The following is a 16,643-nucleotide window of genomic DNA, read 5'->3' on the forward strand; positions in this document are numbered from 1 at the left end:
GTTGATCTTTCAGCGGCATTTGCTAATTTACGGGCAAGTGGGCGTTTTTTATGATGAACAGGAAGAAGGGAGGGAAGAGTCGTGTGCAGGAATGCAGCGGAGAAATCGTTTTGTCAGGAGGTATAGGAACAATCGTATCCATCCATGAAAAGGAGCTGATTCATTAGAATGATGAGTATAAGATTACAAAAGCGAACGGCAGTAGGAATCATATTTTTGTTGATTCTCGGTTTGTTCGGTCCATGGTCAACGGCAGGTACGCCTATAGCCCAAGCAGCGTCCAGCTGGCCTCCTGCTGTGTTGTCTGGACTTCATATGCCATTCGGACCAGCGGATTCGCTGGTCACCTCGCAGAACCCGCCTGATTTCAAGTGGCCAGCAGTTAGCGGCGCCGACAAATACGATCTTCAAGTCAGCCGCAGCGCGACCGTGTCGGAAGTGGTTTATGAGAATCAAACGTTGACGGTCAATTTTTATAATTTTCCTCATGTGCTTGATGACGGCACTTGGTATTGGCGGGTCCGCTACCACACAGCAGCTGGCGGATGGTCGGTATGGAGCGACATTCGGAAGTTTCGCATCGAGGAGCATAATGTGCCCTTCGTTGTACCGCCAATTGAAGAATTGATGGGCCGAATCAGTACGCAGCATCCGCGGATATTTACGACACCTGATAAGCTTGCTGAATTTCGGAGTCTTTCCCAAACGACAGGGAAAGCTTTTTACGATGCGAAGCTAGCATCGCTAACGAATGTCGTTCCTGCACCGCCGACGTTCCCCTACGAATTATCACATCCTCGTGATGAGGAGTGGGCGAACGCAACAACCACGCTAAGGAGCTATTCCGATAATGTCGTTAATCAGATGATGGATGCGGCATTTGTTTATCTGGTGTCGGGTTCTGCCGCTGCTGGACAAAATGCGAAAGATCGGCTATTAAGCATAGCAAGCTGGGATCCGAACGGCGCGACAAGCTACGAGATTCAGACCCAAGTTCACCGGTATATCGCACTTTGCTCGGCCATGGCCTATGACTGGATGTATGATTTATTGACACCTGTAGAACGAACAAAGATCAAATCCATGATTCAAGTCCGGACGCAAACGCTAGTCAATGACTTAGTTGTGACACATTCTATTGCAAATAACCCTTACGACCCGCATGGTTGGACTGGCATAGGGTTCATCGGCATCATCGCCACGGCGATGCTTAACGATATTCCGGAAGCCGAGCAATGGTTCAAAGATGTTGTTCCGGCCTATATCAATATTTTGCCTCCCTGGGGTGGCGAGGATGGCGGTTGGGGACAAGGAACAGGCTATTGGCAGTGGTCATCCTTTTTCAACAAACAGTTTATGGATGTCCTTTTGGCAGCAAGCGGAATGAACTTATATGCCAAAGCTTATTCGCGCAATGAAGGGATGTATCCGCTATATACTTTTCCGAACGGAAGTCCAAAGGGCAACTTCGGAGACGATAGTGAACAAGTGCCTGGCAGCTCAAGCGTAACGGTGTATAACCGTCTTGCTCAGATGTATGGCGATCCACATCTGAAGTGGGCGGCGCAAGCGATCGGCACGAAGCCTACAGCAGATTTGAACAATTATTTCTATGGAACGGATACATTAACGCCAAGACCTCCTATGGACCTGCCGGATGCCAAGTGGTTCCAAGATGTGGGGCAGGTCGCGATGCATTCTGAGCTGTATGATCCAGCTCGCATCTCCTTCTATTTTAAATCCAGCCCTTACGGCAGCTTCAGCCACAGTCATGCTAATCAGAACGGCTTCGTCCTGAATGCTTATGGCGAATCGCTCGCGATTGACAGTGGGTTCTATGATTCATATTTTAGTGATCATGATGCCAAATATGCGAAGCAAACGTTTGCTTCCAATGCCATTACCATGGACCGCAAGCAGGGACAGCCCATTGATGACTTGAATGCCGACGGCCGAATCTTAGGATTCGTCACCAGTCCAGATTTCGACGCTACGAGCGGGGATGCGTCTGCCGCGTACATGGGCAAATTGGCGAAAGATGACCGTCATGTCATCTATATCAGACCGGATGCCTTTGTCGTCATTGATCAATTGCAAAGCAATGATCCGAGCGGGAATGAATTCGAGTGGCGGCTTCATGCTGAAGACGAGCTCGATATCGATGCCGATCAGGCTGGTGCGACGATTATGAAACGGGATGCGGGGCTCAAGGTTCGGATGTTGGCGCCAGCGAATCTTCACGCGGCAACGGAAGATAAATTTCTGGATCAATACGGCATTGAGCAGAAGCCGAAGGGGAGTTTCGCGAACGAAGAGCAGAAGCATGCGGCTTTCATCGCTCCCCGCACGACAGCAACGACGTTCGTGGCGACGCTTAACCCCTTCAAGCGAGGGACGACTCCGCCCAATGTGGTCTCCGAAAATCATGGCAATTATATGAAACTGACGTATGAAGATGGTTCAGTCGTGTATGTCAGGCTGACAATGAGTGGTGAAATTGACGCCGGGACGATCCGGTTTAACGGAGCGGCTGTGGCTACTAAGGGAGATACCGTGCTGCTTGTGAACGGTACCAAAGTGATGAAGAACGGGATCACGTTGATCGAGAGCAGCCAGCCTTCAACGATTGTATATGGAAACGACGGCTTATCGGTATCCGGTTTGCAAGAAACGGAGGTTGCCGTGCAGGCTCCGGGACTAACGCGGCTGCGCGAGAGCAGCAGCGGTGAAGACATTCCGCGCGGAGGAGCCGTTGCGGATGGGATGGCGGATCGCGGCGTTTATTGGGAGTTCGCCGGCAGTACGCTGACCCTTCGTGTGGAGAAGGGTCAGCGGGCTTTCAAACTCAACAACACGCCGATGCCTCATCCGTTGAACGCTGCAACTCTGGAGACTTTGATCGGAGGCGTATCTGACACCGTTACGCTTCAAGTTTACAGCGATACGGAAGACGTCCCTGTCGCTTGGGGGAAAATCAACAACCCAGCCGGCCTTTACGAAGTGGAAGCAGCGCCTGCTGGATTCATTTTCGAAAAGCATGGACGCCCGAACAGTTTGTATTTGGAGCAGAATGCCGCCATTATCAACCGTGGAGTAGGCGGGTTGCTCAAGCTAAAACGTGTTGGCGATGGAGGTGCTGCAGAGACTTTGGTATGGGAGGATCCGGATGCCAAGCGGTCAGCGCTTTCTATGCAGTGGCAGGAAGCGGAGAATTTCGTGGCTTCAGGCGGTAAAACCTTCTCTAAATATACGACCAGAGCCTTCCTATCCGGAGGGGTCGGGATTGGTGATTGGGATCAGCCCGGTCAATGGGTCACGTGGAAGTTTGACGTTCCCCAAGCAGGTAATTACGATCTGTTTCTAAAGTATGTAGCTGGCTGGAACCTTCCTGCGGGCCAGCAAACAGCTCGTTTTGCAATGATCGGAAGCCAGCCTTACTATTTTGAGGCGCCAACAACGCAAGATTATGGAACGCAATCTCAATATTGGCGAGGACTCAGGCTGAAGACTGGGCAGCCACTGCCTGCTGGTCCCATCGAAATAACGATGTGGAATGCGGCGGGAGCGATGAATCTGGACTATGTTGGGATCATACAAGTCAAGGATGATGAGTATGTTCCTACAGCCCCTGGCAACTTGGAGTCTGCCGCTCAGACGGAAACAACAGCCGCATTGTCTTGGAGTGCTTCTACCGATAATGCAGCTATCAAAGCATACAATGTCTATGTGGATGGTAAACAGAAACTAGTAATTCCGAGCGGTACGCTTTCTGCCACGATTACAGGACTAGAAGCAGGACATACGTATTCACTAACAGTCAAGGCAGTGGATACGAGTGATAATCTTTCGGTGGCAAGTGCTGCGCTAAGTGTGACGACCAATGATTCGGCAGCTCCTGAATGGGGAGCGGCTGCAGCCATCCGCGCACCGCAGTTATTCACACAAACAGCAAGGCTGGAGTGGGATCAAGCGACGGATAATTCCGGTAAGATCGCAGCTTATACCATCTACCAGAAACAGGCCGGGCAAGCAGCTTTCGCACAAATAGGAACTTTCAATGAACAGCATAATGATGTATCAGGCTTGCAGCCCGGGGAGACGTATACCTTTATGGTGAAAGCGAAAGACCCCAAAGGGAATGAATCTGCAACCGGACCGACGACTACCGTGACGATGCCTGCAACTTTGACTAACAACAGCTACTATGAGACGTTTGATAACTGGACGAATGCCAATGTGAGTAGCCCGACCGGCAATTGGAGCTTCTACAAAGAGCATGGCACGACGATTGAAATTGTGCCGCTGCCAGGCTCCAGCAGCAAAGCCTTGAAGATGTTGGATAATTGGTACGATTCTGCGAATGAATACGGTGAAAGCACAGCCATCGGCAGAGACAATACACCGCTTAATGGCAAAGTGACTTTCGAAACCAAATTTATGTTCAGCAAGGTGGATGATTACAACTACGGAAACGCAGAGATGTATCTGAGTGGAGGCGGAAAAGATGCGGTGCGCTTCACTATTTTCAGTGACGGGACCATAGGTTATCGCAAGAAAGTGAACAACGCAGATGTGAATGTCAAGATTCCAATGGAAAAATTCCTGATTCCCAAAGACCAATGGATCACGCTGCGTTTCGACCTGGATACGGCTTCTAAGACTTATGTTATAAAGATGCAGACGCAGGCACTTATTAACGAGGGTGGCTTGGCTTTCAGCGGGTTAGACCCTTCCACAGGTGTATATCAGTCAGGAGCAATTCCTTTCTTTGAAAGCAATTTTACCGGCACGGCGTTAAATAAGTTCTCTATTCGGCAGTACCGGTACAAAAGCAGCTTCTTGTTTGACTATATAACGATGTACGAACGGACAGAGCCCGTGCTGCTAGCTCCGGGGAATGTGCAGCTGGTCTCCCAAACCGATGTATCAGCGACCGTGTCTTGGAGTCCTGCGACAGGTAATACGGCTGTAACGGAGTATCAGATTTATGCGGATGGTACGCAGAAAGCAACCGTCCCAGCAAACACGCTTTCCGCCACATTGGATGGTCTCGAAGTAGGGCATACGTATGCCGTTACGGTGAAAGCCATCGGTGGCAACGGCAGTCTGAGCGCCACGAGCAGCCCTTTGACGGTGCTGATGAATGATACTACGCCGCCGATATGGAGCGGGGCGGCATCGCTCCGCCCGGTCCAACTATTCCCTAAGACGGCAAGGCTGGAATGGGATCAGGCGACGGATAATTCAGGTACAGTCACCGCGTATTCGTTATACCAACTGAACGGTTCACCAGCCACAGCTGTGAAGCTGGCGACAGTTTCCAGCAATACGTATGATGTGCAAGGGCTCCAGCCTGGGGCAACGTACACCTTCAAAGTGGAGGCTGCGGATGCCAAAGGCAATGAATCGTTGCATGGACCGACGTTAACTGTAACGCTGCCTACAGCTAGCAGCCATGGGGAATATTATGAAACGTTCGATGACATGGCGACTGGCAACTTAGGAAACAGCGGCAGTTGGTCGACGAATACGTCACCGGGTTCGACGGTAACCATTGAGCCGCTGCCCAGCGGAGGCAAAGCGTTAAAGCTGGTCGATAATACCTACAGTTCCACGAACGAATACGTAGAAATGCCCATGGCGAAGAGGGGAAACCTCCCGCTAGGCGGGACGGTCACTTTCGAGACCAAATTTATGTTTAGTCCTTTGCATCACACCGGAGGCAATCTGGATCTTCTGCTGCGCAGCGCTTCATCGGATGCCGTCCGGTTCACGTTATTTTCCGACAGTTCACTTGGCTATTATAGAATGGTGAATGGCAATAATACTGCTTTCCGAATTCCCAAGAGCGGGTTCACCCTGCCGAGCAACCAATGGGTCACCCTGCGCTTTGATCTGGATATGACAGCCAAAACGTACGCGGTTGCCATGCAGTCAGATGCCTTCAAAAGCTACACGGGAACGGTGGATGCTCCTGGCACACTCGATCGTTCAACCGGGATTTACCGAATCACTGCTATCCCGTTCTATAACAATAATATCGCGATAACGGAAATTGATGCCGTGCGGATTAGTGCTTATCGGTTTACTGGGAACTATTGGTTCGATGATCTGACGATGTACAACACGGAGGCGTTGTTGCCAGCCTCAGCGCCGATGTCAATCAAGTAACGCTCACTTATCATTGCTAAGATCACCTACTTAAGGGTTATCCCGAAGTCCGCAAGGATGAGGGATAACCCTTTAAGTATGTGCGTTGACCGACACTCCGTCTGAGCAGATGCCAGCCAGAGCATGTATTTTTCTTTACAACAATTATATTATTTGTTTTAATAGGAACTAGATAGGTACCAGACAACATAATGCGGCGAATCTAACATAAGAGGTGGAGGCCCGAATGAAGAAGCTTCAACCTATTTATTTATTAATCCGTAATCAGTCGAACTCTTTATTCCTGCGATTAGTTGCGGGTTTTTTGTGCATCATCATCCTTTTAGTTTCCCTCACGCTGTATTCCATTTCCGTCTCTAAGTCCAATGTCCGCAAGGAAATTGTGCAATATAACACGCTTATGTTGAACAGCACGATGGACAGCTACGAGAAGCATTTCGAGATGCTTAATAAGCAGATGCATCTATACCTCTATAACGAAGAAGTCCAACGGCTTCAGTACAACCCCCAATACATCAATTATCCCATTCTTCAGCGTGAAATGAATACCTGGGTGTCCAACTCCTATTTGTTCATCGATAATATCGTGTTGTATGCCAAGCGTGATGCGTTCGTGCTGGAGAAAGGCACAAGCACCGACGCGTCAACCATGTTCAATGTGTTCCATGTCAGTCAAGACTATCCGCTCGAATTCTGGCAAAAGCAGTTCGAAGAGAACTATAGCAGCCGCATATTGCCATCCGCCGTTTTCTATAATGAGATGAATAGTTACCGTGCCGCAAGCAGCAAGCTGATCCCGATTGTGTATAAAACGAAGGGAAACAACGAGTTCATGATCATTGTCTTTCTGGATGCAGATAAAATGTTCAAGGCCTTTCATGTAGCGCCTAGCGACGACTTCGTCATGTACAATGAGCAGGGACAAATCATTTTCAACAGCGGAGGGCCAAGACCCTTCATCGCCTTAAGCGATTTGCAGAAGGATAGCAACGCATTGATTCGTCATGGCGATTATCATTTCTATGGCTCAGGCAAAGTGAGCGGATTTACCTACATTCATCGTGTTCCGGTCGATAAGATTGTATCCCAGACGCGGCTGAATATAACACTTGTTGCGATTCTCGTGCTCTCGGTGACGCTGAGCGTCATCGCCGCTCTGCTCATTGCCGCACGGATTAACAATCCGCTGCAAAAAGTGATCAGATCAACCCAGGAAGGTAGACCGCTTAGGTCGAGCATCCGGGAATTCGATCTCATCAGCCATCAATTGTACGATAAGAAAAAAACAGATCAGCAGCTTGCCCTATTCAACCATTTGAAGGCGATTCGGCAGGACGAAACGACTTCAGCGCTGCTGGATTTCAGGGAAAGAAGTTATGTATTCGTACTCTTTCATGTGATGGGCAAGAAAAATTACGACTGGGAGCATGTCTCGTTCCAGAAATGGCTCTATTATATGAAAGCCTTTATTGAAAATGAACTGAACCAAAGCTTCCCGGATTCCCTGACTTTCCAGATTGAACATAATCAAATCCTCAGCCTTGTATTCAACGAGCACAGAGATCAGTTGGACACTTTACTTGAACGGATGAAAGAGACTTTCGGACAAGATCGGGAATATGGTTTGATGACCATGGCTGTATCGAGCGAATACCGTCATTCGGAGCATATCGCAACTGCTTATCAAGAGGTTCAAGGCGTGCTGGGCAAGCGGAGATTGATCGACGCTGTTCAAATTGTATCAGCTCCGCTTGATATGTATCCTTTGCCTGTTTTTACGACCAATCAGGACAAAGAATTTTGTGTGAATCTGCGTGAAGGCAATGTTGAACAGTTGGAGACTTTCATGACGCGCTATTATGCGAGATGGGAAGGGGAGCAGATGAGCGCTGCGACGTTAGCCCGCTTTGCTGACATGCTGCTGGATAAAATCAAAAACGAAGTTTCCAATGTGTTGGACAACCCTGACACGATGCAAACCCTTGTGGAGCAAACGCAGAGTAAGGTGCAGGAATGTGTCGCCGTCAGCGAATTGGAGCTGCTGTTGCAGCAAACAGTCGCCCGGGCTGCCCAAGCGGTCAGGGAGAAGAAGCAGCAAACGGAGCAGAAAGATCCGGTCACCGTGTTCATCATGGATTATGTGAACGAACGATACGCTGAAGATTTGTATTTGGATGTGCTTGCCCAACAGCTGAATTTGAGCGGCGGCTACCTGTCCTCCTATTTCAAGGAGAAAACCGGTATGAACATTGTCGATTATATCAATGAAATTCGCATTGGCAAGGCGACCGATATGCTCGAACAAAACAAGTTGAAAATCCATGATGTCGCCGAAGCGGTCGGTTATCGGAATATCACTTCATTTAACAGGATGTTTAAAAAGTATACAGGGATCACACCAAGTGAATTTCGCAAAAAATCAACCCCCAGATCCTAGTCAAAAGCTTCGCGCCAGCGGGGCTTTTCTTCATTTCTACGCGGTGTGACTCTGAGAAACTAAACACTTTTATCGAAACTTAATCGTATTTTTAGGTATCTGAATAAAGTTGATGTTTTCGCGGCTTTCATTTATTTACCGAATAGCAGCTCTTCCCTATGATGAAGGTGTCAAGGATCGCAAATGATTTCACACACAGAAAGGGGTTACCAAATGAAACAAATGAGGAAAAATACGTTAGTCCTGTCTGTAATTGCATCATCGCTCTTGATTGCGACAGCGTGCAGCAGTGAAACGGGCAAAGGGACAGACAAGGCAACCAATCAACCGAACACAGCGTCTCCTGCTGCCGCAGCAAGCAAGCTGCCGGAACCGGCGACCATTCGAGTATTTACGGAAAATCAGACGGCATGGCCGGCCAAAGCAGACTGGGGCACCTGGAAATGGGTGAAGGAAGAAACGAACATTACGGTTAAACAGGAACTGGCTACAGGCCCGGAATCACTCTCGCTTTCCGTATCATCGGGAGACATGCCGGATGTCCTGTCTGTTTTTCCAAACGAGGTCCAGAAGTTCGGCCCACAAGGAGCGTTCTTGGATTTATCCAAATACATGGATAAAATGCCGAATGTCAAAGCCTATCTTAAGGCGAATCCCGACATCCGCGAACGGATTACGATGCCAGGCGGAGAAATTTACAGCATTATTAACGACGGAGCGGGCGCTGGCAGCCAGATGGTGTGGTTTTATAGGGAAGATATTTTCAAGAAGAACAATTTGCAGGTACCCAAAACATGGGATGAGCTATACGAAACGTCTAAAAAGCTGAAAGAACTGTATCCAGACAGCTATCCGTTCGTATTCCGTCATGGCATTGCCACACTGGATACGTTCAGTCCTTCTTTCGGCTTCTATCCCAGCTTCTATCAAGATCCGAAAACAGGGAAAATGGACTATGGCATGAAACAACCGGCTGCCAAGTCGATGATTACGTATTTAAATAAATTTCAGAAAGACAAGCTGATTCCGCCAGATTGGCTCACAATGGACTATAAAGCATGGACACAATTCATGTCCTCGAATAAATCGTTCATTACTGTACAATTTATCGGTCAAATCGAGATCATGAACAACCAGCTCAAAGAAGGCAATTTGAAATTCATGGCGCCGCCGGTCGGGGCGGGGACACAGCCGTATTTGCCAAGAGGCGGTACGGAGGAATTTGGTTTCGCGGTCGCTTCCAAAACGACGAAACAAGATGCCGCTCTTCGCTATCTGGATTACATTTATTCGGAGAAAGGCAAGGACATTCAGAGCTGGGGAAAAGAAGGAGAGACGTATACGATCGAGGGCGGCAAGCGAAAGTTCAAGCCTGTTTACAAAGAGGCCAACGATTTGCGCCGAGAATCCGGAATTCAAACAGCAGGAACCTACGGATGGTTTGATTTTAACGCCTGGTTGGCGCTAGTCAAGGAAAGCGAGCAGTTCTCTTATCAGGAGGCTCCGAAATATCGCTTCCCAACCTATAATAGAATGCCTGTTCTGACCCAGGAGGAAGCGGCTTCTATCGCCGTACCGGGCGACCAACTGTTCAAATTCTACACGTCCTCGCTCAGCAAGTTTATTTTGGGAGAAACACCGCTGACCGAATGGGATAAATTCACGCAGGATCTGGACAAATATGATTTGAAAAAAATGCTGTCAACGTACCAGACTGCCTTGGATCGGCAAAAAGCAAATGCAAGTAAATAAGGTATGATCGATATTCGTTGGGTCATATTCCCGGTGAGACAGGCATATGGCCCAACAATAATAAAAGAGGAGGCGCCGTCTTGAATCAAACGATCTTCCAGAGATTGATGCGGGACCGAGTCTACTTTCTGCTGCTTGCCCCCGCACTGCTCTACTATATTCTGTTTCGTTATGTGCCTATGTTCGGGATTATTATTTCCTTCAAGGACTATAATCTGTTCAAAGGCGTTTGGGCGAGCGAATGGGTGGGGCTTAAATATTACCGGATGTTTATTAGCAATCCCGATGCGTTGATCATTATCAAGAATACGGTTGTATTAGGCGGATACCGACTGCTTTTCGGTTTTCCGGCGCCTATCATTCTCGCGCTGTTATTTAACGAAATGAGATTTAAACGGTTTAAAAAATTCGTCCAGTCTGTCAGCTACATGCCTTATTTTCTTTCGACTGTCGTTGTTTCCAGCATTCTCATCATGATCTTGTCGCCAAGTACCGGCGTAGTGAACAATATCATCCAGTCCTGGGGGCTCGAACCCATCAGTTTCCTGCAGAAACCGGAATGGTTCCGGGCTATCTATGTCACCTCGGATATTTGGCAATCGGCTGGCTTCGGCACGATTATTTATCTAGCCGCCCTGGCTTCGGTCGACCCTCATTTATATGAAGCAGCGGAAATCGATGGCGCGGGCAGGTGGAAGCAAACGCTGCATGTCACAGTGCCTTCCCTTATTCCGGCGATGGTCATTATTTTCATTTTACAGCTGGGCCAAGTACTCGATTTGGCTTTTGACAAAGCGTTCCTGCTGGGGAATGCAGCGAATTTGGAAACGGCTGATATCATTCCTACTTATGTGTACAGGATCGGTATCTTGCAAGGAAGCTTTAGTTATGCGGCAGCCATTGATCTTGCCATGGGGATTGTAGGATTTATTTTCGTCTATTCCGCGAACCGGATTGCCCGCAAAGTAGGAGATACCAGTTTATGGTAAAGGAGATGAGCGATTGTCCAGGCGCATAGGCGTTTTTGATATCATCAATGTTTTGCTGCTCGCTCTGGTTGCTGCAGCAGCGTTGTTCCCTTTTATCCATATGGCTTCTGTCGTGTTAAGCACGCCTGATCATGTGGTCAAGAATGAAGTTGGTCTTTGGCCAAGAGGCTTTCAATTGGATGCCATCAAAGCGGTGCTTAGTGACCAGCGTATCTGGATCGGCTATAAGAATACACTCATTTATGTCGTTCTAGGCACTATCATTTCTATGTTTATTACCGTAACGGGGGCTTACGCGCTATCGAGAAAGTCGCTGATGTTCGGCAAAACCATCATGCTGCTGATTGTCTTCACAATCATGTTTAATGGCGGTGTTATCCCTTTTTACATTGTGGCACGTGAATATGGCTTGATGAATACAATTTGGGCGATGGTGCTGCCTAACGCACTGAATACGTTTAATCTCATCATCGTCCGTACGTTTTTCCAAGGATTTCCCAAGGAGATTGAGGAGTCTGGCAGGATCGACGGCTTGTCCGACATCGGGGTATTGACGCATATGGTTATCCCATTGTCGAAGCCAGTTCTAATGACAATCGGTTTATTCTACTCCGTTGAAATCTGGAACTCTTTTACCGGCGCGCTGCTTTTTCTGCGCGATGCCAGTTTGCACCCGCTTCAACTCATCATCCGCAACATGGTAATCGTGGGCCAAGTTGGTGACATCGTGGAAACCTCCACAGCCAGCGGACAGCATGTTGTATTGGAATCCTTAAGGTATGGCGTTATTCTGATAGCTGCGCTGCCCATTATCATGGTGTATCCTTTTATCCAGAAATACTTTGAAAAAGGCGCCTTGATCGGATCTGTGAAAGGATAAGGACAGGGCTGTTTTACGAGAAATGGTACAATTTTTAGTTTTAAGCAAAAAAGTTGAGCCTTTAACAAAAATGATAGTACTCGGGCAGCTCCAATACCGCTACTATGAATGAAGGAAACGGAATTTATGGGAAGCAGCAGCGACGCTGCAAGGGAATGGAGGCTTGCATGATGGTTGTACCATTTTGGAGAAGTAAACTGGTGGAAATCGAAGAATGTGTAGCGAACGTGCAGAGGGGACGTGCGAGGAAGCTTGCCGTTTCTGCGGGTGGACGAGACATCTATTTGGTCGAATATGGCGAGAAGGAGGATTTCGGTCGCAAAGCCAATTTCAATTCGGCATGCGGCGCCGGAAATCCGCAACATTATGCCCACAAAGGAGACAGCAACAAGCCTGTTCTACTCATAGTCGGGGGCATTCACGGCGGAGAGCTTGAGGGCATTTCTGCCGTCGTTAATTTGATTAAGCTATTGGAAACAGGGGAGGACTACAGGGGCCAGGGATACGATTATATCGTCGAACATGCTGACGAATACCGTCTGTTGCTTATTCCCTGCATGAATCCGGATGGTCGCGCGCGACTGCCGGTTGATTCGCTGATTGATGTGCCGACGGAGACATTCATTTATTATATGCAGGGATCATGGAAGGACGGTACATTGTGCAGGTGGCCGGACTGCAAGGCCGTTCATCCGATTAAGGAAGCATCGGATTTCCTTGGCTCGTATTTCAACGATGACGGCGTGAATATCATGCACGATAATTTCTTTGCCCCGATGGCACGCGAGACCGCTGCACTGCTGGCCCTGGCGGATGTTGAGGCGCCGGATTTCACCGTTCTGCTGCATAGCGGGGCCAATCATGCGGTACATCTGCCCCCGATCCATCATTTGCCGAAATTCATCATGCAGCGCCAGCAGGCTTTCAATCTTCGGCTCGAGAGCGCCTACGCCAAGCATGGAATTCCCTATGCGAATCTGAATCAAATCGTTGCAGATGAGGGTCAATATCCATTTCCGGCGATGAATTTAACATCGGCCATCCATCATGTTTGCGGTGGGATGAGTATCACGTATGAGTCTAACATGGGATTGGATGATCCTGGAGTGAAGTTCACACCGGATGAAATACTGGACAGCCACCTGCTGCTGTTCGAGGAAGCCTTTCGCTTCCTAGCGAAACAGAACCAATGAATCGAGGTTATCCACACATGGCATACAACTTATCGCAATTGAACCAAACGGGCATGCCGCCGCTTCTGCAAGGCATCGAGAACATTACGCAGTGGGAAGAGAAGCTAGCGGGTATTCGCCGTACTTGGCTGGAATATATAGGAGAATTGCCGCAGAGGGAACCTGTAAAGCTGCAGGTTCGTTCCCAGAGCAAACAGTCTGGCCATACCCGTCTGCATGTGGCCTATGATACGGTTTATGGCGACACCGTTACGGCTTATCTGCTCGTTCCAGAGGCACAAGCGCCGGGGCCAGCCGGATACCCGGCCATGCTCGCGCTGCATCCGACGCATGAGCTGGGGAAGGACGATATTGCCATGTCCTCAGGTCGCAAGAATCGAATCTACGCCCTCGAATTGGTGGAACGGGGGTATGTTGTGCTCGTTCCGGATGCACTTACGGCGGGGGAGCGCATTTACCCGGATAAGCCTGCGTTTAACAGCGGGCCTTTCTATGAGCAGCACCCGGGCTGGTCAACCGTTGCCAAAAATATAACGGACCACATGCAGGGCATGGATGTGCTGTGCACGCTGGATTATGTAAATCCATCAGCTATCGGGGCGATTGGCCACTCGTTCGGCGGCTACAATTCTTACTTTCTCGCGGGCATTGACAAGCGTGTGAAAGCCGTCGTTTCCAGCTGCGGTTTCAGTCCCTTTACGGGTGACCCCTATCCAGCACACTGGAGCTACCGGAACTATCCTTATACGCACATTCCAAAAATATCGGCAGATTTGGCTATCGATCAAATTCCATTCGAGTTCCATGAGATCGCTGCGTTATGCGCCCCGGTACCATTCTTCAACTATGCAGCTCAGGCGGACACTATTTTCCCCCATTGGAAAGCTGTAGCAGAAGGAATGCTGGAGCTGTCGAGGCTGTACGGCTGGTTAGGCAAAGCGGACCGTTTCCGATCCTATCTCGGAGATGGGGGGCATGATTTTCCTGCGGAGATCCGCATGTTGGCTTATGCCTTTTTGGATGATTGGCTAAAGCAATGAAGGCTCTCATGCTCTGTGACGGTACAATGTCACCGGGCTTTTTTTTTTGTCATGATGCAGCATTTTTGTGGAAGAAGCCCTTTCTGTTCAATTAAGCAGCAGTGGATGACAAAAAGAAAGGAGCTGCATACAAGCTGCTTAGCTCCTTAATTTGGTGTGAACGGGGAGTTCCTCCGGCTCCCTCGGCGCAGAGATAAGGGAACTGGCGTTCCTCTTTGCGCTATGCGATGACACAGAACCTAGTGTGAAAAAGGAACTACGATCCGCTAATTGACGGGAACAGGGGTAAAAGCAGCATGAAAGGGAACTGAGGTACGCTAATTAAGCGGAACATGCTGATTCCGAGCAGGAAATGGTGAAATAACGGATCGTAGTTCCCTCTGGAGCGGAATAAGGCGGTTTTCAGCATTATAACGGATTTGAGTTCCCTCTGGTTCTCACGATTGCTGTTTCACCCGACTAATGAAGAACGAAAGAATCAGCGCCACAGCGGTAATCCCCGTCGCTATCAGAAAGGCATCATTGATGCCGTTAATCGTTGAATCCTTCACCGAAGTGGCATACAGCAATGTGGATACAAGCTTCGTTCCCGCAGCTACCGGAATATGCGCCATAGCGGCTATACCGTTGCCTAATCGGCTGAGCTCGCTCATGATGAAGGGATTCGTTGAGGTGAACGTGCTGCTTTTGTTGCCCAAATGGAAATCAGCTCTGGAGCTCATCACCGTGACCAGAAGGGCAGTGCCCAGCGAACCAGCCACTTGCCTAAGCGTATTGGACATCGCCGTTCCATGGCTGTGCAGATGCCGCGGCAGCTGATTCATGCCCTCTGTCATGATGGTCATCATCATGAAGGACATGCCGAACATGCGTAGACAATAGAGCAGCAAGATATGATTGTACGTGGTGTCAGCCGTCAATTGGCTGAACTCCCAGGTCGTGACCGTAGTGATGAGCAGCCCAACGATGGCTAGCAATCGAACGCCAATACGGTCGAAAATCATCCCGGCAATCGGCTGCATAATCCCCATCAGAATAGCGCCCGGCAGCAGCAGCAAGCCGGAAGCCAGCGGGGTGAAGCCGCGAATGTTTTGCAGGTAGATAGGCAGCAGGATCATAGCTGCGAACATCGCCATATTGATAATGGAGCTGACGATCGTCGTTAACGTGAAAATGTTGTAGGTGAATACACGCAAGTCAATCATAGGCTCTTTCACCGTCAGCTCCCGCCAGACGAAGAGGATAAGACTGACGATGCCGACAAGCATCGTGCCCAGCACCTTCACACTCAGCCATCCGGCAGAACCTGCTTCGCTGAAGGCAAAGAGCAAGCCTCCAAAGCCGGCAGTGGAGAAGAGGAAGCCCCAGAAATCGAACTTTACCTTCGACATCTTGGTCACATTCCCCATGAGGAAGAAAGCCAGGATGATATCGATCAACCCGATCGGCAGAACGATATAAAATAAGAGTCGCCAAGTATAGGTTTGGACGATCCACCCGGAAAGCGTAGGGCCAATCGCCGGTGCGAAAATCATGGCAATGCCCATCGTTCCCATAGCGCTGCCCCTTTTTTCAGGAGGAAATACGGTCAAGAATACCGTCATCATCAGCGGCATAATAATTCCAGCGCCGGATGCTTGTACGACTCGGCCGGCCATTAGGATGGAGAAGTTAGGTGCAACAGCGCAAATGACGGCTCCGGCAGTGAATAAAATCATCGCAGTGAGGAACATAAACCTGGATCCATAGCGTTCGATGAGAAAGGCGGTAATGGGAATCATCACCCCGTTCACCAGCATGTAACCCGTCGTGAGCCACTGTACAACATTGGCCGAAACGTTGAAATCCGTCATGATATGGGGAATGGCAACGTTGATCAGTGTCTGATTCAGAATCGAGACAAAGGCGCCCAGCATAAGCACGGTCAGCAGCTGTCCGACTTTGATTTCTGCCTTCTTTTCTAGATCAGATCGCACCGCGGATTCACCGCCAGATTCGAATTGACCACTCAATTCATCGGACATTTCGACGAGCAAGTTGGACGGTTCAGGAATCGGGGTATAGGGGCCAATCGGGAGCGGGCTGCGTTTCTTTCTATTTCTGACGTAAATCCAATTCACGGCGAAGAGAACGAACAAACTGAATAGCGCGTAACCGGCTGCATACATATTCATCATGGTG

General features: G+C 49.1%; 8 protein-coding genes. 7 read left to right on the forward strand and 1 reads right to left on the reverse strand.

What is annotated here, in order from left to right; all coding sequences use genetic code 11:
* Window positions 1-168: 168 nt before the first annotated feature.
* From LOZ80_RS00125 to LOZ80_RS00155, 7 genes are all read left to right on the forward strand, one after another.
* Entirely contained in the window at window positions 169-6,171 is a 6,003-nt protein-coding gene (locus LOZ80_RS00125) for a fibronectin type III domain-containing protein (RefSeq protein WP_238169540.1), read from the forward strand.
* 226 nt (window positions 6,172-6,397) lie between these two features.
* Window positions 6,398-8,608, forward strand: coding sequence for a helix-turn-helix domain-containing protein (locus tag LOZ80_RS00130; RefSeq protein ID WP_238169541.1), 2,211 nt, complete (start codon window positions 6,398-6,400; stop codon window positions 8,606-8,608).
* Between the two features lie 213 nt (window positions 8,609-8,821).
* Entirely contained in the window at window positions 8,822-10,360 is a 1,539-nt protein-coding gene (locus LOZ80_RS00135) for an extracellular solute-binding protein (protein ID WP_238169542.1), read from the forward strand.
* Window positions 10,361-10,440: 80 nt separating this feature from the next.
* Entirely contained in the window at window positions 10,441-11,349 is a 909-nt protein-coding gene (locus tag LOZ80_RS00140) for an ABC transporter permease (RefSeq protein ID WP_238169543.1), read from the forward strand.
* A 13-nt stretch (window positions 11,350-11,362) separates the two neighbouring features.
* A complete protein-coding gene (locus LOZ80_RS00145; RefSeq protein WP_238169544.1) occupies window positions 11,363-12,229 on the forward strand; it encodes a carbohydrate ABC transporter permease in 867 nt (288 codons plus the stop codon).
* A 167-nt stretch (window positions 12,230-12,396) separates the two neighbouring features.
* Window positions 12,397-13,422 carry a M14 family zinc carboxypeptidase gene (locus LOZ80_RS00150; RefSeq protein WP_238169545.1) on the forward strand — a complete coding sequence of 342 codons (1,026 nt, stop codon included), beginning with the start codon at window positions 12,397-12,399 and terminating at the stop codon, window positions 13,420-13,422.
* A 17-nt stretch (window positions 13,423-13,439) separates the two neighbouring features.
* Window positions 13,440-14,462, forward strand: a complete 1,023-nt coding sequence (locus LOZ80_RS00155; RefSeq protein ID WP_238169546.1) for an alpha/beta hydrolase family protein — start codon at window positions 13,440-13,442, stop codon at window positions 14,460-14,462.
* Window positions 14,463-14,899: 437 nt separating this feature from the next.
* Here LOZ80_RS00155 and LOZ80_RS00160 read toward each other — a convergent pair whose 3' ends face one another.
* Window positions 14,900-16,636 (reverse strand): DHA2 family efflux MFS transporter permease subunit, encoded by a 1,737-nt coding sequence (locus LOZ80_RS00160; protein ID WP_283214810.1) that lies wholly within the window; start codon window positions 16,634-16,636, stop codon window positions 14,900-14,902.
* Between the last annotated feature and the right edge of the window lie 7 nt (window positions 16,637-16,643).

Source organism: Paenibacillus sp. HWE-109 (genome assembly GCF_022163125.1).
Classification (GTDB): domain Bacteria; phylum Bacillota; class Bacilli; order Paenibacillales; family NBRC-103111; genus Paenibacillus_E.